26 protein-coding genes are annotated in these 21233 nt (G+C 67.9%); 12 read left to right on the plus strand and 14 right to left on the minus strand.

Annotated elements, in window-relative coordinates; all coding sequences use genetic code 11:
- Positions 1-14: 14 nt before the first annotated feature.
- The 3 genes from ACWDMM_RS33170 (at position 15) to ACWDMM_RS33180 (ending at position 1312) form a co-directional block, all read left to right on the plus strand.
- Positions 15-116, plus strand: coding sequence for an integrase core domain-containing protein (locus ACWDMM_RS33170; protein ID WP_449941475.1), 102 nt, complete (start codon positions 15-17; stop codon positions 114-116).
- Positions 117-443: 327 nt separating this feature from the next.
- Complete coding sequence (locus tag ACWDMM_RS33175) at positions 444-629, plus strand: hypothetical protein (protein ID WP_195083120.1); 186 nt, start codon at positions 444-446, stop codon at positions 627-629.
- Positions 626-1312, plus strand: a complete 687-nt coding sequence (locus tag ACWDMM_RS33180) for a hypothetical protein (RefSeq protein WP_357112963.1) — start codon at positions 626-628, stop codon at positions 1310-1312. Before ACWDMM_RS33175 ends, ACWDMM_RS33180 begins: the two co-directional genes overlap by 4 nt.
- A 99-nt stretch (positions 1313-1411) precedes the next feature.
- Here the strand turns inward: ACWDMM_RS33180 and ACWDMM_RS33185 are convergent, their stop codons facing one another.
- The 5 genes from ACWDMM_RS33185 to lppU form a co-directional block, all read right to left on the minus strand.
- Positions 1412-1633 (minus strand): hypothetical protein, encoded by a 222-nt coding sequence (locus ACWDMM_RS33185; protein WP_449941449.1) that lies wholly within the window; start codon positions 1631-1633, stop codon positions 1412-1414.
- 46 nt (positions 1634-1679) lie between these two features.
- Positions 1680-2168, minus strand: coding sequence for a DNA-directed RNA polymerase subunit beta (locus tag ACWDMM_RS33190; protein ID WP_449941452.1), 489 nt, complete (start codon positions 2166-2168; stop codon positions 1680-1682).
- Complete coding sequence (locus ACWDMM_RS33195; RefSeq protein WP_449941454.1) at positions 2165-2626, minus strand: hypothetical protein; 462 nt, start codon at positions 2624-2626, stop codon at positions 2165-2167. Before ACWDMM_RS33195 ends, ACWDMM_RS33190 begins: the two co-directional genes overlap by 4 nt.
- 214 nt (positions 2627-2840) lie before the next feature.
- Positions 2841-4001, minus strand: a complete 1161-nt coding sequence (locus ACWDMM_RS33200) for a helix-turn-helix domain-containing protein (protein WP_195083118.1) — start codon at positions 3999-4001, stop codon at positions 2841-2843.
- Positions 4002-4433: 432 nt separating this feature from the next.
- On the minus strand, positions 4434-5084 hold the full coding sequence (gene lppU / locus ACWDMM_RS33205) for an LppU family putative lipoprotein (RefSeq protein ID WP_449941456.1): 651 nt from the start codon (positions 5082-5084) through the stop codon (positions 4434-4436).
- Positions 5085-5395: 311 nt separating this feature from the next.
- Here lppU and ACWDMM_RS33210 point away from each other — a divergent pair, with 311 nt between their 5' ends.
- Complete coding sequence (locus ACWDMM_RS33210; protein WP_357207492.1) at positions 5396-6004, plus strand: hypothetical protein; 609 nt, start codon at positions 5396-5398, stop codon at positions 6002-6004.
- A gap of 167 nt (positions 6005-6171) precedes the next feature.
- Here ACWDMM_RS33210 and ACWDMM_RS33215 read toward each other — a convergent pair whose 3' ends face one another.
- Both ACWDMM_RS33215 and ACWDMM_RS33220 read right to left on the minus strand, forming a co-directional pair.
- Positions 6172-6378 carry a hypothetical protein gene (locus ACWDMM_RS33215; protein WP_043733248.1) on the minus strand — a complete coding sequence of 69 codons (207 nt, stop codon included), beginning with the start codon at positions 6376-6378 and terminating at the stop codon, positions 6172-6174.
- 117 nt (positions 6379-6495) lie between these two features.
- The gene (locus tag ACWDMM_RS33220; protein WP_039802103.1) at positions 6496-6708 is read right to left on the minus strand and encodes a BldC family transcriptional regulator; all 213 of its coding nucleotides are present in this window, start codon (positions 6706-6708) and stop codon (positions 6496-6498) included.
- 185 nt (positions 6709-6893) lie between these two features.
- On the opposite strand from ACWDMM_RS33220, the gene ACWDMM_RS33225 reads away from it, so the two are divergent.
- The 5 genes from ACWDMM_RS33225 (at position 6894) to ACWDMM_RS33245 (ending at position 9718) form a co-directional block, all read left to right on the plus strand.
- On the plus strand, positions 6894-7256 hold the full coding sequence (locus ACWDMM_RS33225) for a DUF4229 domain-containing protein (protein WP_449941460.1): 363 nt from the start codon (positions 6894-6896) through the stop codon (positions 7254-7256).
- Entirely contained in the window at positions 7253-8338 is a 1086-nt protein-coding gene (locus tag ACWDMM_RS33230; protein ID WP_195083115.1) for an L-cysteine desulfhydrase Cds1, read from the plus strand. Before ACWDMM_RS33225 ends, ACWDMM_RS33230 begins: the two co-directional genes overlap by 4 nt.
- A 119-nt stretch (positions 8339-8457) precedes the next feature.
- Complete coding sequence (locus ACWDMM_RS33235; RefSeq protein ID WP_067810393.1) at positions 8458-8679, plus strand: helix-turn-helix domain-containing protein; 222 nt, start codon at positions 8458-8460, stop codon at positions 8677-8679.
- Positions 8679-9260, plus strand: coding sequence for a Clp protease N-terminal domain-containing protein (locus ACWDMM_RS33240; RefSeq protein ID WP_195083114.1), 582 nt, complete (start codon positions 8679-8681; stop codon positions 9258-9260). The genes ACWDMM_RS33235 and ACWDMM_RS33240 overlap by 1 nt, the downstream gene beginning before the upstream one ends.
- A 74-nt stretch (positions 9261-9334) precedes the next feature.
- On the plus strand, positions 9335-9718 hold the full coding sequence (locus tag ACWDMM_RS33245) for a phage holin family protein (protein ID WP_195083113.1): 384 nt from the start codon (positions 9335-9337) through the stop codon (positions 9716-9718).
- Positions 9719-9804: 86 nt separating this feature from the next.
- Here ACWDMM_RS33245 and ACWDMM_RS33250 read toward each other — a convergent pair whose 3' ends face one another.
- Positions 9805-10674, minus strand: a complete 870-nt coding sequence (locus ACWDMM_RS33250; RefSeq protein WP_449941466.1) for a 1,4-dihydroxy-2-naphthoate polyprenyltransferase — start codon at positions 10672-10674, stop codon at positions 9805-9807.
- Positions 10675-10806: 132 nt separating this feature from the next.
- Complete coding sequence (locus tag ACWDMM_RS33255) at positions 10807-11271, minus strand: SRPBCC family protein (RefSeq protein ID WP_195083111.1); 465 nt, start codon at positions 11269-11271, stop codon at positions 10807-10809.
- 132 nt (positions 11272-11403) lie between these two features.
- Here ACWDMM_RS33255 and ACWDMM_RS33260 point away from each other — a divergent pair, with 132 nt between their 5' ends.
- Positions 11404-14712, plus strand: coding sequence for a BTAD domain-containing putative transcriptional regulator (locus ACWDMM_RS33260; protein ID WP_323124672.1), 3309 nt, complete (start codon positions 11404-11406; stop codon positions 14710-14712).
- A 64-nt stretch (positions 14713-14776) separates the two neighbouring features.
- Here the strand turns inward: ACWDMM_RS33260 and ACWDMM_RS33265 are convergent, their stop codons facing one another.
- The 5 genes from ACWDMM_RS33265 to ACWDMM_RS33285 form a co-directional block, all read right to left on the minus strand.
- Positions 14777-15610: an ABC transporter permease gene (locus ACWDMM_RS33265; RefSeq protein ID WP_195083110.1), complete on the minus strand. Its 834-nt coding sequence runs from the start codon at positions 15608-15610 to the stop codon at positions 14777-14779.
- Between the two features lie 64 nt (positions 15611-15674).
- Positions 15675-16667, minus strand: coding sequence for an ATP-binding cassette domain-containing protein (locus tag ACWDMM_RS33270; RefSeq protein ID WP_357207499.1), 993 nt, complete (start codon positions 16665-16667; stop codon positions 15675-15677).
- Between the two features lie 174 nt (positions 16668-16841).
- Positions 16842-18002, minus strand: a complete 1161-nt coding sequence (gene menE, locus ACWDMM_RS33275) for an o-succinylbenzoate--CoA ligase (protein WP_195083108.1) — start codon at positions 18000-18002, stop codon at positions 16842-16844.
- Positions 18003-18339: 337 nt separating this feature from the next.
- Complete coding sequence (locus ACWDMM_RS33280; protein WP_357112950.1) at positions 18340-18732, minus strand: VOC family protein; 393 nt, start codon at positions 18730-18732, stop codon at positions 18340-18342.
- On the minus strand, positions 18732-19625 hold the full coding sequence (locus ACWDMM_RS33285; protein WP_067810427.1) for a 1,4-dihydroxy-2-naphthoyl-CoA synthase: 894 nt from the start codon (positions 19623-19625) through the stop codon (positions 18732-18734). Before ACWDMM_RS33285 ends, ACWDMM_RS33280 begins: the two co-directional genes overlap by 1 nt.
- Before the next feature lie 188 nt (positions 19626-19813).
- Here ACWDMM_RS33285 and ACWDMM_RS33290 point away from each other — a divergent pair, with 188 nt between their 5' ends.
- Both ACWDMM_RS33290 and ACWDMM_RS33295 read left to right on the plus strand, forming a co-directional pair.
- Positions 19814-20470: a PaaI family thioesterase gene (locus ACWDMM_RS33290; protein WP_195083106.1), complete on the plus strand. Its 657-nt coding sequence runs from the start codon at positions 19814-19816 to the stop codon at positions 20468-20470.
- Between the two features lie 74 nt (positions 20471-20544).
- Positions 20545-20991, plus strand: a complete 447-nt coding sequence (locus ACWDMM_RS33295) for a DUF6918 family protein (RefSeq protein ID WP_195083105.1) — start codon at positions 20545-20547, stop codon at positions 20989-20991.
- Positions 20992-21233 lie beyond the last annotated feature (242 nt).

A 21233-nucleotide genomic window follows, 5' to 3' on the forward strand; every position in this document is an offset into this window, starting at 1 on the left:
CCCAAGCCCGCGTCGTGATCAGCGACTGGAAGGACGACTACAACCACCACCGCAGGCACTCAGCCCTGGGCTATCAAACCCCCGCGGGCTACGCTGCTGCCTGCATCCACCGATAACCGACTCACACTCACGGTGGACCGATCAACGGGGTCCCGTCACCCCCTGCACCGCGCCGTACCGAATCCGCTGTAGGTTTCGAATCGCCGTAGGCACCGCGCTACCGCAACCCTCTCGGTGCGAATGACACGATCGGGGTCGGCTCCATGCGTTTCGGTGACTGGCCGACTGAGACCCTGAGATGCCACCTGAAGCCAGGAGGTTCGACGTCATCCAACCTGTCGGTCGCCGCTGGTAGAACCAGATTGCCTCGATCCCCGATCAGAGAGCGAGGTGCGTGCATAATGAACGGAGATGGTCGACGAAGCAGGGAGGGTAAGTCGCCGATGACCGTTACGGTCGAACACAGCACGTCTGAGGAACTTCGTCAACGACACCGCGAGGTCTTGCGCCGCGTCGGGATGACGCGAGAGGAGATCGGGGAGCTCGCGGCTCAATACACCCTGACGCCAGAGGAATTGGCGGCGTGGGATGAGCTGCGGTCCATCGAGTTCCTTCTCGAGGATGCGTGAGCAAGGACACCGGTCTCGAGGAGCAGGCCAAGCGGTTCGCCCTGGATGTCTCGACAAGGGCTCTGATGTGCCTGGAAGGCAGCCCTAGCTCGGATCAGCTGACGGTGGAGGCCTCGCCGAAAGGCGGCCGCTATGCATTCGCGTATCAGCAGAGTATCCATGCTGAGCTGGGCAGTCCTGCAATAGGTCACGTCAAACTCGGATTCGAGCTGACGTTCGACCGGTCTGGGCGTCATCTCGCTGTGCACAAGTCCACATTCCAGCTCTTGGAAAAGCGTGGCAAGAAGCCGATCGCGCGGATCGAGTACGTTCGCGACGCTCATACGGTGCCGTGTTCGCACGTCCACGTGCACGCTGAGAGTGGGCTCTTCACTTATCTGTTGTCACAGACTGGCCATCCGACACCTGCTGCGATTCAGTCAATCCATGTTCCTACCGGCGGGGACCGCTTTCGCCCATGTGTCGAGGACTTCATCGAGTTTCTCATCCGCGACTGTCGCGTGGCGGGGCGGGACGGATGGGAGGCCGAAGTGGCTGAGGGCCGAGAAGAGTGGCGGCGCAGGCAAACAGCGGCTGCCGTGCGAGACCGACCAGAGGTAGCGATCGAGGAATTGCGGCGGCTCGGCCTCACCGTCACGGGTGTGGCGGACGCTGCCAGGCCGCCTGCGAGGGCCCGATATTAGGGGTCGCGTAACCGTCGGCGGGCCGCCTACATAGCAGAACGGCGCCTGTGCATGACACTGCCGAATCGGTGGATCGGAGTGGGGGCACGGGCGGCCTGATCAACATTCGAGGTAGAGCCGTTCGTTGGGGAGGCGGGGGAGGCCGGTGGGGTTGCCGGGGAGGACGGTTACCGCGCCGGGGCGGTGGCGGGCGTTCCAGTCCTGGACGAAAATCAGTGCGGCGGTCAGGCATGCGGCGAAGTCCATTCGTTGGTCGTACAGGTAGACCGACAGGTGTACGTCGGGTTCCTCCGGGTGCGGTGATTGGGCGGGACCGGTCATGAGACCGGCGGATTCGGTTGGGGTTCGATCGGTTCCCCGTGTCGGTTCATCGGCTCGTCCTGACCGCTCGTGCGAGCAGGCACGCGCGTACCGTTTCCACCACCAGACGTCCTGAGGGGCGGTAGGTGTCGCGGGGTGGCTCGAGCCATGCGCGATATGTGGTGTTGCTGTCGGCCGGGGACGGGAGTGCGATCAAGCCGCCGTCGCGGATCACCTTCACGCGATCGCGGAACAGGCTCGCGAAGATTCGGGGTTCGTCCGGCAGATCAGGTCGTACCAGAAAGGTCCAGGTCAGGGAATGCGGGTGCGTGATGATCGGGCCGAGACCGTGTCCGCCGCTTCGTAAGCGGTCCGTCACTGCCCGGCCCAACGGCTCGGGTACCGACACACCCCAGACCATCGAACCCGCCCGCACCACGATGCGGCCTAGGGCGACGGGGTCTACCTCGGCCGGGAGCTGGCAGACCAGCCGGTAGAACGCGCACCGCCCGTTCGGTGTGGTCAGATCGAAACCGCCCATGCCCGCCGCGCTCATCCCTGCGCCTCAGCGTCCCCGGACACCGGCGGCGTCGCGTACAGCGCGCGGCCGAGCATCACGTGCCCCGGCATGATCACGCTGCACACCCGCGTGAACTCCGCCGGGACCGATCCGCCCAGGTGCGCCATCCCAGGGACGATCACCGCACCCGCGCGGGCCACGTGCACCATCTCGAGCACGTTCGCTGCCGCGACCAGCGGCGCAGTGCCCGGCGCAACCACGTACGTGGCAGCCGGCGTGTACCCGTGGCGACGGGCCAGCATCGCGATCGTGGCCTGATCACCGACCGCGTCGGCACCTGCGACAGCCACGCACCGCAGCCCGATAGCCAGTGCGCCTTCCGCGCGTGCCAGCGCGCCGCGCAACGGTATCGACTCGTCTTTCAAATACACCGCGATCCGCCGGAATTCGGCCGTCCCCGCCGAATACAACCCCTGCCGACTGCTCGCATCCATCCCCTGCGCCTCCCTGCAATCCGATTGGAAAGCACCCGACGCCGAGGGCATAGCACCAGCCAGCGTTCACGTCTGTCCTGGCGCGGCCGAGATGACGAAGGCGGCCGGCTCACCCCGGCGTCGGGGCCGGGGAAAGCGTCACAGGCGGAGAGGCTGTCCAACAATGGCACTCTCGGCAAACGATCCAGCGAAAGTGCCATTCGGAGTGGAAATCTCAGTACTCCAGTCGCAGGAGATCTGCGAGATCTCGCATCTCAGGAGTCAGGGTGCGTCGTCTGGAGATGATCCGGCCCAGCAAATCCTTAGCGGACCGCTGTTCGATCAGCCACGGTCGGGCCTCACGGGAAAGCTGAACCAGCACGTCGAACGCGGTGTCATAACTTCGGAGTTCGATGTGTGCCGCGGCGACGTCGAGCAGATGTCTGTTGCGGTTGTCGGAGGTCGGGCGCAGCCCCGGTGGTACGTCTCGGGCCAGCCGCAACGCGAGGTCGGGACGGTCGTCCACGATCGCATTCTCAACTCGCTTCATGGCGACCGTGGCTGGCCCGAACGTCGTCCAGTATTGGTGATAACTCCCTGAGTCTCGGTTGACCGCTGCGGCTGCCGCGTTCGCCAGGCGCATCATGTCGTCTGCTTCGTCCGGTCGGTTGTCTCGTATTGCCGCGGCTGAGCCGCGCAACAGCAACCACCCCCACGTCGACAGTTCACGTGTTGTGGCAACCGACAGGCGCGGTTCGATACGGTCCGCCCACGACACCGCCAAGGTGCGGACCTGCTCGAACTGTCGTTCCACGAGTAGCAGCCAGCACAGAGTGATCACTGCCGACGCGGCGTCGAGTACGTTCCCGGTCGACTCCGCGTCCCTCAGCGACTGTTCGAGTGCGGTCCTCGCGGACTGGAGTTGCCGAGTCTGGACCAGCACCGACCCGACCAATTGCAGAATCCGGGAGCGCATGAGCGGCGTCGCGGCGCGTCCGTCGAGGATCAGGTGGGGAAGTAGCCGACTCAACTGCTCGTATTCGTTGTCGTGGTAGAGCTTCACGGCCGCGACCAGTGATTCGATCATGCTCCGCTCGGCGGGAGTTTCGGCCGCGTGTCCGTCCGCGATCGACACGAGAGCCCGCCGGGTAGGAAGCCAGAGTTCACCGCCCTCGGTCTCGGGTCGGCCAGGGGTGGGGCCGAGTAGCGCCGAGAGCGGGCAGCCCATCGCCACGGCCAGCCGTCGAAGCGTCTGAATGCGAGTGTCGTCGCGCTCGCCCTGTTCGATCTTGCGAATCAGAGATAGTGATACTCCTGAACTCTGGGCGAGTTCACGTTGGGTCAGACCGCTCCGCTTGCGAACAGACCGCAAGCGTTCCCCGAGATCTGTGCTCATGTCCCGAGGCTACGGGAGCTACCGATACTCGTCAGGCGCTCAACGACCGAGCCGGGTTCGAGGTCGAGGGCGTGTTGCGCTCGCACTACCGGCGGCGCAGCGGCGAGGTGTGGGACGCGGTGCTGATGGGGCTGTCGTTGAACGACGCGGCCTGAGGGGCAACTATTTCGCGGAATTATGGGGTTTTTATTGGCACGTCTGCGCCAAAAGAATTGAATGCGGACGTTTCAGATTGTGGAGCTCGAAATAAGCGGGAACGACTTCGGATCGTGGCATAGTTTCGCGGCAACATGCCGAAATATTCACCGGCAGAACGAATAACGTTTCGAGCCTCGGCGCCTTAAGGGACACAAGACTTCGCATGTCTGTTAATAAGCCCGTGTAGGCGGCCGTGTCGTGCGCTCGCGGCGTGTGGTACGCGCGTACGGAGCCCTACAGGCGGGCCACGCAGACGACGAAATGTCGCTGCTGATAAACGATTCCGCTGTCGGCCGAGCCGCAGGCGTTGACGTCCACGGTGTTCTGCTTGATGTCGATCACCCGGACCGCGCCCGGGGTGTGGGCGGCGCAGTCGAGGCGCTTGGGGCTGCCGGGGGTCAATTCCATGCAACCGCCGACGACCCAGTCGATGTCCAGGCACAGCGCGGCCTGTGTCGCCCCGTGCAAGGTCTCGTTGTAGGTGTGGTCGGCGTCGGTGGGGCATGTGGCGCCAGCCGGCGCCTTCTCGATCACCTTGTAGACCGAATTCGAGCTGCCACAAGCAGTTTTGTCGATCGCGCCCGCGCCGCCGAGCTGCACGCAATCGCCGATGTTCACCTGCATGCTCGTCGCGCTCTTGTTCGACGCGCCGCGCAGCGCCGACGTGGTGGGCAATGCCTCCGTGGTGGTCGGCAGCGGCTCTTCGGTGGTCGGCGGGGGCGTCGATGCGGTCGAGGCGGCAGTGGCTTGGGCGGCGGCCTTGGCCGGCTCGTCGGCCGGACCGGACATCGACAGCGCGGCGACGACCACGAGAGTGGCCGCCACCCCGGTCCCGACCATGAAGGCGGCCAGGGTGATACCGGCGCGGACACGTTGGCGCGACACGTCATGTCCTCCAGAGCTGTAAACCCTTCGAACCCACCTAGCGACCCGAAGTTGTGAATCTTGCGTATCGAAGACCACGCCATGCTTACACTACGCGGCACGTCCGCGTCGAGTTTTCCTTCCCGGGAGCAGTGATCCGCCATGGGAATTCACCTGGGTGCCGCCATCGGCGGCCCGAGTGATCACAATCGGATAACGAACCGCTGGATCATGTGTGCCGGTCGTCAAGTCTGGAAACAAGTCACGGGCGCTGTACAGTCACACGCCATCCGGCCTCCGGAGCCGGTGTCTCGGTGAGAAGGAATTCCAGAATGAAGTTCGGCACTATTGCCGCCATTGCGCTCGGTGCGGTTGCCGCAGTGGGCATCACAGCGGGGGCCGCGAACGCGCAACCCGTGGAACCGGAGCGTGAGATCACGACAACCGGTGTAGAGCAGGGCGTCGACTACCACACCACGGTCTCCCGCGAGACCGGAGCCATCACCACCGCCGTCGAACACGGCGCCTTCGCGGTGGCCGGCGACGGCACCAAGATCGAGTTGACCTCCGACACCGGAGCCGTGGTGGCCGAAGTGCCGCTGACCTTCCAGGTTTCCGGCAGCAAGCTGTCGGTCGCGCACGAAATCAGCGACGGCGGACGGCGTCTGGCGCTCACCCCAGTGGCAGGCGCCAAGGAGATCGGCGAGATGCAGCCGATCAGCTCGATGAACCGGCTCATCGCCGAATTGAACCAGAACGTGGTCGGCGTGGTCGGCGGCGCGCTGCTCGGCGGACTGCTCGGGGCCTTGATCGGCCTCGGCTTCTTCAGCATCATCACCGGCCCGATCGGCCTGGTCGTCGGCGCGATCGCGGGCGGGGCCATCCAGGGCGGGCAGCCGTTCATGGACGCGCTGATGGCGGTCGTCAACGGCGAGCCCTGATCGATACCGCGGATCGGGGGCGGCAGGCGCACCGCAGCGCGCCTGCCGCCCCCGGACCGGGTTGTCGATCGCCGTGGCGTTGAAGGTTCGACCCACGGCAGAGCGAGAAAGAACGCGCGAACGCCGAATACCGCTGGACGCGTGCTATCGCGCGGATGATGCGAAGCTCAGCGCTCGGCGGAACCGGACTCGCCGTCACGGTGCTGGCGGGATAGTCGCCAGAGGAACTCCGGGTCGTCGTCGGGTCCGATGACGCGCTTGCGCTGTGGTGAACGCGTCTGCGGGGCAGTGGGTCCAGTCCGCTCGGGGCCGAACGCCTTCCAGCACAACACCGCTATTGCCACCACCGCGATGAGTGCCAACAGGTACGTCACGTCGCTCACCTCCTGGTTACGAGGGTAGCCGCGGACGTGACTCCAGCACACCGCAGACGCGAAAATGGTCTGCGGGCGAGCGCGGACCCGAGCACGACAGGTCCGCGCGCCCTGCGATCAGCGTGCTGCGGTCGCCTCGGTGGTCAGCGACTTGAGCAGCTGGAGTACTTCCGATTCGCGAAACCGGCGATGTCCGCCCGGTGTGCGCAGCGACCCGAGGCGCCCGGCGTGAGCCCAGCGCGTCACGGTCTTGGGGTCGACGTGGAACAGGGCAGCAACCTGGCCCGGAGTCAGCAGGGTGTCCTGGCCGCCGACGGTGATCGCAGTCATAGCAAACCTCTCCGTTCTCGACAGTTCCCTCATCAGATGGCGCCATCGTCGCACTGAAACCCCTAGGTACTCGAACCACCTACAGTTGGTAAAGGGGAGGTAATAGACAAATCGGATGCGCGCCCCACCCCCGGCTGTTGGGCGTGCACCGGGGGCGGGCAACAGCTTCGCATAGGCTGAGGGATGTGCGTGACGCGAATCCACCAAAAGGTGCTTCCGGACAGCAAACGGCTGGCGCTGGTCGTCGTCTGGCCTGCAATTTGGCCCTTTACACCGTCGCCAGGTTGGGTCTCGTGGTAGTGCTCGCCGCGCTGATCGTGCTCGCCGCACGGCTGGTGTCAGTGGACATCCCCATCGTGGTCGCCGCCTTGTTCGCGCTCATCATCGCGATGCCGCTGTCGCTGGTGCTGTTCAAGCGGCTGCGAACCAAGGTGAACGAGGACATCGCCCTGGTCGACGAGCGCAGGCGCCGGGACAAGGCCGAGCTACGGGCGCGGCTGCGCGGCGAGGAGCCGCCCGCTGGGCCGGAGTCGGGGACGTCCGCGTGAAGTCCTGCGATCACACCGCGCCGCGCGAGTGGGTCGACAACGCGGTGCGGCTGATCGACGCCGACACCCAGCGCAGCGCGGACACCCACTTGCTGCGCTACCCGCTGCCCGCCGAGTGGAACATCCAGCTCTACCTGAAGGACGAGTCCACCCACATCACCGGCAGCCTCAAGCACCGCCTGGCCCGCTCGCTGTTCCTGTACGCGATCTGCAACGGCTGGGTCACCGAGGGGACGACCGTGGTGGAGGCGTCGTCGGGTTCGACGGCGGTCAGCGAGGCCTATTTCGCGAAGCTGCTCGGCTTGGACTTCGTCGCGGTGATGCCCGCGAGCACCTCCCCGCAGAAGATCGCGCTGATCGAGGCGCAGGGCGGTCGCTGTCATTTCGTGCGCCGTCCGCCGGACATGTACACCGAGGCGGCGCGGCTCGCGGCCGAATGCGGCGGGCACTACATGGACCAGTTCACCCACGCCGAGCGCGCGACCGACTGGCGCGGCAACAACAACATCGCCGAATCGATCTTCCAGCAGATGGCGCTGGAGACCAATCCGGTGCCGGAGTGGATCGTGGTCGGCGCGGGCACGGGCGGGACCAGTGCCACCATCGGCCGCTACATCCGGTACCGCAGGCACGCGACCAAGCTGGCCGTGGTCGATCCGGAGAACTCCGCCTTCTACGGCGGCTACGAGACGGGGGACGCGGGCTATCAGACCGGGATGCCCTCCCGGATCGAAGGCATCGGCCGCCCGCGGGTGGAGCCCTCGTTCGTCGGTCAGATCGTGGACCGCATGTTCGAGGTGCCCGACGCGGCGTCCATCGCGGCGGCGCGGTTCGCGAGCGCGCGGCTCGGCCGCCGGGTCGGCGGATCGACCGGTACCAACCTGTGGGGCGTTTTCGCGTTGATCGCCGAGATGCTGTCCGATGGCCGCGGCGGCAGCGTGGTCACCCTGCTGTGTGACGGCGGGGATCGCTACGCCGGAACGTATTTCGACGACGGGTGGGTGGCGTCCCAGGGTCTGGAGCTCGCGGAGCCCACCGCCGTGTTGGAGAAGTTCGTGGCGACCGGAATCTGGGACGCCTGATCGGTTCACGCCCCGGGTAGGGGTTCGTCGTTCGCCTAAAAGCGGAACGGGGCTCTGTCGCGTCCTGGTTCGTCAATTTTTGTTGACATCGCGCGCGATCGTCAATCAAAATTGACGACATGACGGAAGCAACCACACTCGCGGCGGCCGCGGGCAGCCCTGATCCCAAGGTCGGGCTGCGCGCGGTGCTCGCGCTACGCAGGCTGCTCGAACGTCTCGAGGCGATCCAGGTGGCCAACGCCCGTGCTCAGGGCTGGTCGTGGCAGGCGATCGCGGAGGCGCTCGAGGTCAGCAAGCAGGCAGTGCACCAGAAGTACAACCGGAAAGGCAGGATCCGCTGATGTTCGAGCGGTTCAGCAGGTCTGCGCGCACGGCGATCGTCGTCGCCCAAGAGGACGCGCGCGAACTCCACGCGTCGAATATCGAGGTGGAGCACGTATTGCTCGGCGTGCTCGCGCAGGCCGAGCCGGAGTTGACGACGTTGCTCGCCGAAGCGGGGCTCACGCGCGACGGCGTGCGCCGCGCGCTGGCCGAACAGGGCAACGGGATACCCCTCGGCCCCGAGGACGCCGAGGCCTTGCGCTCCATCGGCATCGATCTGGACGCCGTCCGTGAGTCGCTGGAAGCGCATTTCGGCGAAGACGCGCTCGACCGGGCCGCGCCGGACCCGCGCCGCGGCCCGTTCCCTTGGAGCCGCGGCGGGTACTACGGGCACATTCCGTTCACGAAGGACGCGAAGAAGGTGCTCGAGCTCGCCCTGCGTGAGGCGTTGGGCCGCAAGGACAAAACCATCGAGTCGGGGCACATGCTGCTCGGCATACTGCGCGCCCCGAACCAGACGACGGAGCGCCTGTTCGGCGGTTCCGCCGCGATCGGCGAATTGCGGCCCAAGGTGCACGCCCTGCTCGACCGTGCGGCTTGAGCGGGCGGACATGCGCCGCTGTAGTTCGAGTTCTTCGGCGGCGCATGTCCGCGTCCGACGCCTAGCATTGGGCCATGCAGCTCGTGATTCGGTTGATCATCAACGCGGTGGCCATCTGGCTGGCGGCCTTCTGGGTCGACAAGATCGACATTCTCGCCCCCGAGGGCGGCAACGGCGCCAAGATCGGGGTTGTTCTCGCCGTGGCCGCGGTTTTCACGGTGGTGAACGCCCTGGTCAAGCCGATCGTGAAGCTGTTGTCGCTACCGCTGGTGATCGTGACGCTCGGCCTGTTCCTGCTGCTGATCAACGCGCTCATGCTGTGGCTGACCGCCGAGATCACCGAAGCGTTCACCGATTACGGCCTGCGCGTGGAGGGTTTCTGGGCCGCGGTGTTCGGCGGCATCATCGTCTCGATCGTGAACTGGGTGCTCGGCATCCTGGTCCCGGACGAGGATTAGTCCGCGCGGGCGCGAACGCGCGACGCTTCGTCGCGCTTCGCGTGAGCGGGCCCACGTGGTCGGCTCGATCCGCGCGGCCGGGCGCGCTAACCCAGCCCGACCGCCAGCGCCGTGATCGCCGACCAGGCCAGCAGCGCCAAGCCGGAATCACGCAGCGCGGGAATCAGTTCCAGACCGCCTTTGCCGCCGCGCACCGGCGCGTTGGCGCGCACGGCGAGCGGAATCGCGAGCAGTCCGGCCAGCGCCAACGGCGTGCGGGCGGCCAGCGCCAACGTCGCGAGGAACGGCACGGTGAGCAGCACCAGGTGCAGCGTGCGGGTGCGTGGGTCGCCGAGTTTCACCGCGAGCGTGACTTTCCCGGAATCGGTGTCGGTGGGGATGTCGCGCAGGTTGTTCGCGACGAGCACGGCGCTGGAGAACGCGCCTACCCCGATCGCGAGCAGCGCGCCGACCCAGTCGATCCGGCCCGCCTGCACGAATTGGGTGCCGAGCACGGCGATCAAACCGAAGAAGACGAAGACCGCGACCTCGCCGAATCCGCTGTAGCCATAGGGCTTGCTCCCGCCGGTGTAGTACCAGGCGCCCGCCAGGCAGGCCGCGCCGATCAGCAGCAGCCACCAAGCGCTGGTCAACACCAGCGCCAAGCCGAAGACGGCTCCGACGACCAAGCTGACGATCGCGGCCGTCTTCACCGCCGTGGGCGAGGCCAGCTTCTGCCCGACCAGGCGCAGCGGGCCGACCCGGACGTCATCGGTGCCGCGGACACCGTCGGAGTAGTCGTTGGCGTAGTTCACGCCGATGATCAGCGCCAGCGAAACGAGCAGCGCGAGAATCGCTTTCCACCACACCGCGCCATCGATCGACGCGGCGGCGCCGGTGCCGGCGAGCACCGGGGCGATCGCGTTCGGCAGGGTACGTGGTCGCGCGCCCTCGATCCATTGCGCTGCAGTAGCCATGTTCGCAGCATAATCGGCGCAGCCGGACGGAGTTCGTCGTCAGCTACGCGCATGGCCGCAGCGAAGGCGGAGGTACGCATAATCGGCGCAGCCGGACGGAGTCCGTCGTCAGCCCACGCATGGCCGCCGCGATCAGGCCGTTCCGGCCATCACCGCCTCCTGCATCCGTGCGAGTCCCTTTTCGAAATCCCGGCCGACGAACTTGTCCATCGGAATGAACCTGCCGATGACACTCATCAGACCGGTCTGCTGCCCGGTCATCCGCCAGGTCACCTCGGTGCCGGTCTCGACCGGATCCAGCGTGAAGGTCACCATGTTGGTGGCCTTCATCGGCTTCAAGAACTCCAGCCGCACGCCGATCTCCCGGTCGGCGCTGCCGACGATCTCCATGCTGCCCGCTCCGGCCTTGCGGTTGCCGCTCCAGGCGTAACGCGCGCCGACCCCGGATTCCGCGCCGGAATAGCTGCGCTGCAGTTGCGGGTCGAGGTCCTCCCACGGCGACCACTCGACCCACTTGCGGAAATCGTTGATCAGCCCGTGCACGCGCGCGGGGTCGGCCGTGATCACGGCCGATCGGACCACCTCGAACTCAGCCATGGGGGTCACACTATGCGACCGACCGCTCGCAGTGGCGGCAAAGAATTCGTGTCGAGCTTCTCCGGCCCGCTCGCCTACGATGACCGCGGGATGTTTCCGGAGCACAGCGGCCCGCACGGCCACAGTCGAGCAGTGACGACGCCCGCAGGCGAATCGGTCGTGGTGGCCCTGCTGGGCGAGGTCGCGCTGCGCCGGGACGGCCTGCTGACGCCCTTGCCGGGTGCACGCTCCCGGCTCCTGCTCACCGCCCTGGCCCTGCGGCCAGGCCGCAGCCGAGGCGCGCAGGCCCTGATCGAGGAGGTCTGGGGCGAACAGCCGCCGCGTTCGCCGATGAACGCGCTGCACACGCAGGTCTCCCGGCTGCGGTCGGCGCTGCCGGAGGGCGCGCTGGAGATCGGTCCGGCCGGCTACCGGTTGACCCTCGGCGCCGACCAGGTCGACTTGTCCTCGGTGGGCGAGCGGGTGGCGCGGGCGCGCGAACTGCACGCGGCGGGCGACCTCCCGGGATGCCTGGCCCGGATCGCGGAAGCGCGGGCGCTGTGGCGCGGGGATCCTGGCGCCGATCTGCCGCCGGGCGATCTCTCCGACGAGCTGCGGGCCGCGGCCGGACGGCGTCTGGCCGAACTCGACGAACTCGAACTCACCGCACGCGAGGACGGCGGCGACATCGACGGCGCTCTGGGCCTCGCCCGGCTGCGCGCCGCCGCCGAACCGCTGGACGAGCCCGCGCAGCAAACCCTGATGCGCCTGCTGGCCGCGGCCGGACGGCCCAACGAGGCGGTGGAATCGTTCGCCGCTTTCCGCTCCCGGTTGGCCGAGGAACTCGGCACCGACCCGGGACCGGCGCTGACGGAGATCCACACCGCGATCCTGCGCGGGGAGCGGGTGGGGCGCGCCGCGCAGCGCTCGGGCAACTCGGCGACCGACGACGGTCTCCGGGCGCAGGACGTACCGCAGACACCGCACCTCGCCGCCATCGGCCTGCGCGCCGCGCCCAACGCGCTGCTCGGCCGGGCCGCCGATATCACCGCGTTGACCGAACTGCTCCGCGATGCCCGGGTGGTGACCGTGCTCGGTCCCGGCGGTGCGGGCAAGACCAGGGTCGCCAACGAGATCGGCTGGCAGGCGGCGGCCACCTGTCCGGTCGCGCTGGTCGAGCTGGCCTCGGTGCGGGCCGACGGCGACGACGCCAGGGTCGAGATCGAGGCGGCGATCGCCGCGGTGCTCGGGCTCAGCGAGGTCACCTTCGACACCGCGACGCTGCGATCCGGGCAGCCCGTCGATCTGCGCAGACGGCTGCACGACGCGGTGTCGGCCCGCGCGATGCTGCTGATCCTGGACAACTGTGAGCACCTGATCGACGCCGTCGCCGTGGTGGTCGCCGATCTGATCGGCGCCGCGCCCCGGCTGACCGTGCTCACCACGAGCCGTTCGCCGCTGACCATCACGGCCGAGACGGTGTATCCCCTGCCGCCGCTGACCATCCATCCGGCCGGCTCACCCGCCACCGAGCTGTTCGCCGCGCGGGCGAGGGCGGTGCGGCCCGGCGTCCGGCTGGATCCGGACGTGGTCGCCCAGCTGTGCCACACCCTCGACGGGCTGCCGCTGGCCATCGAGCTGGCCGCGGCCCGGGTGCGCGTGATGAGCGTCGAGGAGATCAACGAGCGGCTGGCCGATCGGTTCGCGCTGCTGCGCCACGGCGACCGCAGTTCGCCCGAACGCCACCGCACGCTGCACGCGGTGATCGACTGGAGCTGGAATCTGCTCGACACCGAACAGCAGGCGACACTGCGCCGGTTGTGCCGGTTCCCGGCCGGTTTCACGCTGTCGGCGGCCGAGGCGGTCGCGGGCGGAGCCGACGTGACCGACGTCGCCGCGGCCGTCGACGGCCTGGTCAACCAATCGCTGCTCACCGTGCTGGACGACGAGACGCTCGGCACCCGGTACCGGATGCTGGAGACGGTGCGGGAATACGGTGAAGAGCAGCTGACCGCCACGGCGGGGGAGCCGGAAACGGTCGACACCCGGATGATGCGGTGGGCCAAGGACTACGCCGACGACGTGGCGGGCCGGTACATGACCGGCGATCAGTTCCACCTCGCGCTGGCCCTCGCGGCGGAGCTGGACAACTTGCTCGCCGCGCTGCGCTGCGCCATCGAACGACGCGACGCGGCAACGGCATACACGGTGTTTCCGGTCGTCGGCACGCTGTGGTTGATTCGCGGATCGCATTCGGAAGTGATCGCGTGGGCCGAGCGGGTCATCGAATTGGAGGTGGCCGACTTCGGCCAGGACGGGCCACGTCCGGACCTCGTGCTCGTCACCTATCAGATGACCCTCCTGCATCTCGCCTACACCGACGGCGGCACCAGGGAACTCGCGCGGCTGCGTCAGCGCGTGCGCCGATTGCTGCGCTCCTGCTCGGAGGTCAGCGAGACCATTCGCTTCGTCGGCCGTGTCGTGCTCACCAGAGCCGACGGGCGCGGGCTCAGCAGGCTGCTCGCCGAGGCGGTGCGCTCGCCCGATCCCGAGACCAGGGCCTCGGCGCTGCTGTTGCGGGCCAACATCCGCGAGAACCTCGGTGACGTGCGCGGCTCCACCCTCGACGCGGACAAGGCGTTGCACGTCCTCGGGCGCGACAACGTCTGGAGCGTGGCCATGGTGTCCAGGCACCTCGGCCAGGTCTGCGGGCAGGTCGCCCAGTACGCCGAAGCGGTGACCTACTACCGCCGCGCGCTCGAAGTGCTGCAACGGCTCGGCGCCTACGAGGACACCGTGGAAATCCACAGCTATCTGGTGGGCGCGCTGGTCGGCGCGGGCGAACTCGAGCAGGCCCGGCGGGACCTCGCCATCGTGTTCGGCACGCCGGACCTGGACAACGCGTCCTTCGGGCAGAATCGGCTGCTGTCCACCGTGATGCAGAGTTCGGCGGAAGTCGCGCTCGCGGAGGGGGATATCGCAGGCGGGTTCGCTCGCTACGAGCGCGCGCTGGAGCTGTTCGGCTGGCCGGACAACAACTTCCTCAATCCGGGGCCCGGCGCCCTGATGCTGGCCGCGGCGGCGCTGGACGCGCGGGTGCTGCACGGCGCCGCCGACCGGAGCGCGGGCCTGTCCGCGCAGCTGGCCGAGATCGCCGTACCGATGATGTCGCAGTACCGGGACCTGCCGCAGATCGGCGCCGTCGCCTGTGCGATCGGCTCCTACCTCATCGCCGTCGATCGTGCGGCCCCCGTGGGTCTGGACATGCTGATCCTGGCTCCGAACGTCTTGTGCCGACAGGACTACCCCTCGATGCGGTGGCAACGGCACCTGGACGCGGCGATCGCGAAACTCGGCGCGGAGCGGGTCGACGAAGCCCGCCGCCGCCTCGGCCACCTGCGCCGCACCGAGTCCGCGGATCGCATCATGCGGATGCTCGCAAGCCTGGCCGACGCGCACTGACTCTCGCGGGGATACGAAAGCGGGCCGGGTGACAAGGTCACCCGGCCCGCTCCTGCCGGAAAACTCACGCCCGGCGCATGTACGCCCGGACCGTGAGCGGCGCGAAGATCGCGATGACGACCAGCGAGCCGAGCAACGACCACGCCAGATCGCTGCCGAAGGCGGCGCCGTTCATCAACCCTCGGCACGCGTTCACCATGTAGTACACCGGGTTCACGTGGTTGAGGCCCTGCATCCAGCCCGGCATCGTGCTCACCAGCGCGAAGGCGCCGGACATGAAGGTCAGCGGGAACATGATCATCATCGAGATGCCCTGCACGCCCGCCGCGCTCTTGCCGGTGACCCCGACCAGCGCCCAGATCCAGCTGATCGCGAACGAGCAGAAGACGATGACCAGACCCGCCGCGACGACCCCGAGCACACCGCCATCAGGGCGATAACCGATGGCGATGCCGACGACGATGGTGAGCACGGTGGCGAGGGCGTAGCGCACCATATCCGCCAGCAGGGCGCCGGCCAGCGCCGAGATGCGGGCGATCGGCAGGGACTTGAACCGGTCGAAGACGCCCTTGTCCATGTCCTCGCGCAACTGGGTGCCGGTGACGACCGAGGTGAGCACCACGGTCTGCACCAGGATGCCGGGGATCAGGACCGGCAGGTAGTCCTGCACGCTGCCGCCGATGGCGCCGCCGAAGATGTAGGCGAACAAGGCGGTGAACAGGATCGGCTGGATCGTCACGTCGAACAGCTGCTCGGGCTTGTGCTTGATCTTCAGCAGGCCGCGGTAGGCCATGGTGAACGAGTTCGCCGCCGCCTGGACCAGCGGGACGCGGTTGCTCACTTCGGGAATGTTCGTCGGCGCCGTTCGGCGCGTTTCGGTCGCGGTGATGGTGGTCATGGTCGTGCTCCTTCTCGGCCGGCTCCGGGGTGGTCACACAGGCTGACGCCTGTGGTCCGGACGCTCATGCCGCGCTTTTCGCGGAATCGTCGGTGGTGTCGTCGGCGGGGTGGCCGGTGATGGTGAGGAAGACCTCGTCCAGGCTGGGCTTGGTCACGGTGATCTCGTCCACGCCGATTTCCCACTCCCGCAGGCGGATCAGCAGATCAGCGGTGACGCCCGCGTCGGTCAGCGGCGCGGTGAGTCGCCCCGCCTCCGGCGTGATCTGCGCTTCCGCGCCGAGGAAATCGCCGATGATGCGACGGGCTTCGTCGAGCTGGCCGCGATCGACCAGAGTCAGATGCAGCGACGAACCGCCCACGGAAGCCTTCAGTTCGTCGGCCGTGCCGTCGGCGATCACCTTGCCGTGGTCGATCACCGCGATCCGGTCGGCCAGCTGGTCGGCCTCGTCCAGGTATTGCGTGGTGAGCAGCACCGTCGCGCCCTCGCGGACGAGGCGGCGGATGGTGTCCCACATCTGGGCGCGGGTGCGCGGGTCGAGGCCGGTCGTCGGTTCGTCGAGGAACAGCAGCGGCGGCGTCGCGATGAGACTGGCCGCCAGGTCGAGCCTGCGCCGCATGCCGCCGGAGAAATGCCGCAGCGGCTTGTCCGCCGCCTCGGTGAGATCGAATTCCTCCAGCAGTTCGGCCGCCTTGCGCCTGGCCTCTACCCGGCCGAGGCCGAGCAGGCGAGAGAAGACGATCAGGTTCTCGGTGGCGCTCAGGTCCTCGTCGACCGAGGCGTACTGCCCCGTGACGCCGATGAGCGAGCGGACGGCCGTCGGCTCGGCGACCACGTCGTGGCCGAAGATGCGTCCGGTGCCGCCGTCCGGTCGCAACAGGGTCGCGAGCATCCGGATGGTCGTGGTCTTGCCTGCGCCGTTCGGTCCGAGCACGCCGTACACCGAGCCCTGCGGCACCGCCAGGCTCACGCCGTCGACGGCCCGCTGTTCCCCGAACACCTTGACCAGGCCGTCCGCCTCGACGGCGAGCGCTGAAGTTGGTGCGAAAGAAGTCATGTGGACAACTGTGGATGCCCGCACTTGCACCGCTCTTGCGCAGCGCTGTCACATCGGCCGCGGCTGCGTCGCGGCCCTCTCGTGGCTTGCGTCGGGGGTCGTTGACCACCGGCGCTCAGGAGGCAGGCGGCGTCGCCGCGGGGAGGCCGGTGGTGGCCGCTGCCCGGTGATCCGTTAGCGGTTCGAGTCGGCCAGCAGGTATTCGCGGAGCTTGGCGCGGTCGGGCTTGCCGGGGCCGCGCAGCGGGAACTCGTCGAGGATCGCCAGTTCGCGGGGGGCGGCGATGGAGTCCAGTTCGGCGGCGACGTACTCGCGTAGCTCGGACAGGCTGGGCGTGGCGCCGGGGGCGGGGATCACCGCGACGGCGACGTGCTGGCCGAGCCGTTCGTCGGGCAGGCCGAGGACGACCACTTCGCTGATGGTCGGGTGGTTGATCAGCACGGCCTCGACCACCTGCGGGATCACCAGCAGGCCTCCGGTGGTGATCGCCTCGTCCAGCCGCCCGGTGATGCTCAGGACGCCGTTGTCGAAGGTGCCCGCGTCCTCGGTGCGGAACCAGCCCGGCTCGGCGAAGGCGGGATGGTCGGGCTGATTGCGGTAGCCCGAGGCGATCATCGCGCCGCCCAGCACCACCCTGCCGTCTTCGATCCGGACTTTCGTGCCCTCCAGCGGCACGCCGTCGTAGACGCAGCCGCCGCAGGTCTCGCTCATGCCGTAGGTACGCACCACGGTGATTCCCGCCGCTCGCGCGCGCTCGTAGACCGGCAGGGGAGTGGCCGCGCCGCCCACCAGCACGCCGTCGAGCTCGGCCAGAGCGGTGGTGGCGACAGGCGACTCCAAGGCTTTGATCAACTGGGTCGGGACCAGGGCGGTGTAGCGCCGCTCCCCGCGCATACCCGAGATGGCGCCCGCGAGGGCCTCTGGCAGGAATCCGCCGGACACGTCCAGCACGGTGGGTTCGGTTCCCGCCAGGATGCTGCGCAACAGCACCTGGATCCCGGCGATGTGATGGGTCGGAAGGGCCAGCAACCAGTTGCCGGGGCCGCCGAGCCGGTCATGGGTCGCGGTGCCGCTCGCGCGGAGGGCCGCCGAGCTGAGCATCGCGCCCTTCGGCACACCTGTGGTGCCGGAGGTGGTCACCACCAGAGCGATGTCCTCGTCGATCGGCTCACCCGGCGACAAGGCGTCGCTCAGGCGTCTCGCCTCGCGCCGATCGCTGGTGGGAATGGGGAGCCAGGCCGCCCCGCTACCTTCCAGCGCCTCCCGCAGGTGCGGCATGACGTCGCCGAGACCGGAGCCGGTCGGCATCGGCAAGGTACGCAGTTTCTTGGTCATGCCATGCCTCGCCGCTCGCCCGGCTCGGTGCTGCCCAGAGCCGCAGTCCCCATGGCTCGCTCGCTGCACTCCCTCACGATAGGGATCGTGTCATGCCCGCGCCGCCGCGTGCGGAACGGGTCGGTATGCCGGAGTGGCGCGACCGTGGCGCGGCCACCCGGTGGGATCGGGGCTGAAGTACGACAGGCATCGATACTGCGATTCACTCGTCGGATGGGACACGGACACAGCCGGCCCGGACGTCGGCGGTCGGGTGGCCATCCGAGCGTTATCGTCCTCGCAGCTCGACGCGTTGGCAACTCGGTGCGGCCCGCCGTACTACCGAACGGAACCGTTGCTAGGACTCCTGCCAGCGGGTATCCCGCCGGATCGGATGGGTCGGCGGGACCTCGACCAGAACGATCGGCACACCGTCGGGATCGCGCACCCACATCTCGTGCAAACCCCACGGCTCCTCGACCGGGGCCCGATCGATCGGGATGCCCTTGAGCGCCAGCTCCGCCGCCGCGTCGGACACATCGCGCACCTGAAGCCAGATCGCGCCGTCGAACGACGACGGCTGGCCCGACCCGCCGTGCGATGCCACCTCGATCAGCGACTGTCCAGCGAAGAACACCGTTCCGCCCGGATACTCCCGCGCGATGGCCAGTTCCAGCCCGTCCCGATAGAACGCGAGCGTGGCCTCGTAGTCGGCGGGCCGAAGGATGATGCGGCTGCTGAGGATGTCCATCAGAAGTACCAGGGGTAGGGGGTCCAGTCCGGCTTGCGCTTCTGCAGGAACGCGTCGCGGCCTTCGACGGCTTCGTCGGTCATGTAGGCCATCCTCGTCGCCTCGCCGGCGAAAAGTTGCTGGCCCACAAGACCATCGTCCAGCAAATTGAACGCGTACTTCAGCATGCGCTGGGCCTGCGGAGACTTGCCGTTGATGTCGGCGGTCCACTCCAGCGCGACGTCCTCCAGTTCGGCGTGGTCGACGACCTTGTTCACCGCGCCCATCTGGTGCATCTCCTCGGCGGTGTAGGGACGGCCGAGGAAGAAGATCTCGCGGGCGAACTTCTGGCCGACCATCTTGGCCAGATACGCGCTGCCGTAGCCGCCGTCGAAGCTGCCCACGTCGGCGTCGGTCTGCTTGAACCGGGCGTGTTCGCGGCTGGCCAAGGTGAGATCGCAGACCACGTGCAGGCTGTGCCCGCCGCCCGCGGCCCATCCGTTCACCAGCGCGATCACCACCTTCGGCATGAAGCGGATCAACCGCTGCACCTCGAGGATGTGCAGGCGGCCGGCGCGGGCCTGGTCGACCGTATCGGCCGTCTCGCCGCTGGCGTACTGGTATCCGCTACGGCCGCGGATGCGCTGGTCACCGCCGGAGCAGAAGGCCCAGCCGCCGTCCTTGGGGCTGGGGCCGTTGCCGGTGAGCAGCACCGCGCCGACGTCCGAGGTCATCCGCGCGTGATCGAGCGCCCGGTAGAGTTCGTCGACCGTGTGCGGGCGGAACGCGTTGCGCACCTCCGGCCGGTCGAACGCGACACGCACGGTGCCCTGCTCGATGTGCCGGTGATAGGTGATGTCGGTCAGGTTCTCGAATCCCGGAACGGGGCGCCACAGCTTCGGATTGAACGTCACCGGGCAATGCTAGGTCTCGCTGGGCTCGAAAGTCGTGGTCGGGGCTGTGAGCGGCGCCGGAGCGAGGTGGGCGGGCCGTCGGTCTCGCACGCGGGCGGCGCGATGGAGCGGCCCCGAACCCCGGCTGGTCTCGCCGGGTCGCCGGGATCTCGATTTGACGGTGTAAAACCACGCGTTACCGTGCAGGTATGAGCGAGCAAGTGAAACCGGTTATCGACCGGAGCGCGGTGGACCGATCCCGGTACGAGAAGCACGGCGGGTTCCCGAAGGTCACGGCCGCGAAGGTCGGGCCGAACTTCGGCGGATTCGTAGACGCCATGCGGACGTTGCAGGATCTCGCGGTGTCGGTGGACGCGCCGGAGGAGATCTTCGGGGCCGCGCAAGCCAAAGCTCGTGAGCTGATCGACCTGCTCGAGCCCTACCGCGCGCCCGAATTGCAAGGCCCGGCGGGCCGCGCCGTCGAATTGCCGGGGCGGGGAAGCCTTCTGCTGCTGCCGTGGCAGGTGGTCTCGGCGGGCCCGGACGGCATCGAGATGACCGGTGTGTTCCGCCGCTTCCATCTCGGCGGAAACGGGGCCGCGCACGGCGGCGTGCTGCCGCTGCTGTTCGACGATCTGCTCGGCATGATCGTGCATTACGCCGGACGGCCGATCAGCCGCACCGCGTACCTTCACGTCAACTACCGCAAGATCACTCCGCTGGAGACGCAACTGACGGTTCGCGGAAGGGTCGACCGTATCGAAGGGCGAAAAACTTTCATCACCGCCGAATTGCTCGATGAGCAGGGCGATCTCCTCGCAGACTGCGAAGGTCTGATGGTCGAGTTGCTACCGTGGCAGCCGTAGCCGGGTGAATGCTGGCGCGGGCACGTATAGTTGCCCTCGCTCGTTCATCGATACCGATCCGGAGGAACCTGAAAGTGGTTGCAGCACTGTCTGAATCCCTGCTCGACGACGCGAAGCGCCCGGCTTTCCTTGCCGATGCCGTCGAGGTTCTCGACGCCGAGGTGTCGGACAAGGGTGGTGCGTCCGGCCTGGCTGTGAAGGGTGGCTACGCGGCGGTCAAGAAGATCAGCCCGTCCATCGTGCCCGATGCGCTGGAGTCGTTGGCGCCCAAGCTGGTCGCGCAGCTGGAGCCGTTCTGGCAGGAGTACACGGCGTCGGGCACCGGCAAGTTCGCCGACCTGCTCGTCGCCAAGTCCGACGAGGTCGCCGAGGCGTTGCTCGCCGTCACCGACGCTCGCGCCGAGGCCTCCAGCCGCCCTGCCCTGCAGAAGGTCTACTCCTCGATGCGTTCTTCGGCGAAGAAGAACGTCATCGAGGCGCTGCCCCGGGTCGGCGACCTGATCGAAAAGCACGCTCGGTAGTTTTTCCAGCGCCTGCGGCGCTGGGTGTTCGCGGCCCTCTTATGGCTCGCGCCCGAGCGACCACCGCTTGCGACTTCGTCGCGGACGCGGCGGCCACTCGGACGCGAGCCGGGCTGTGTTGGTTTTTCCAGCGCCTGCGGCGCTGGGTGTTCGCGGCCCCTTTGTGGCTCGCGTCCGAGCGACCACCGCTGGCGACTGCGTCGCGGACGCGGCGGCCGCTCGGACGCGAGCCGGGCGGGGTT

This window comes from Nocardia sp. NPDC003726, from assembly GCF_053586955.1.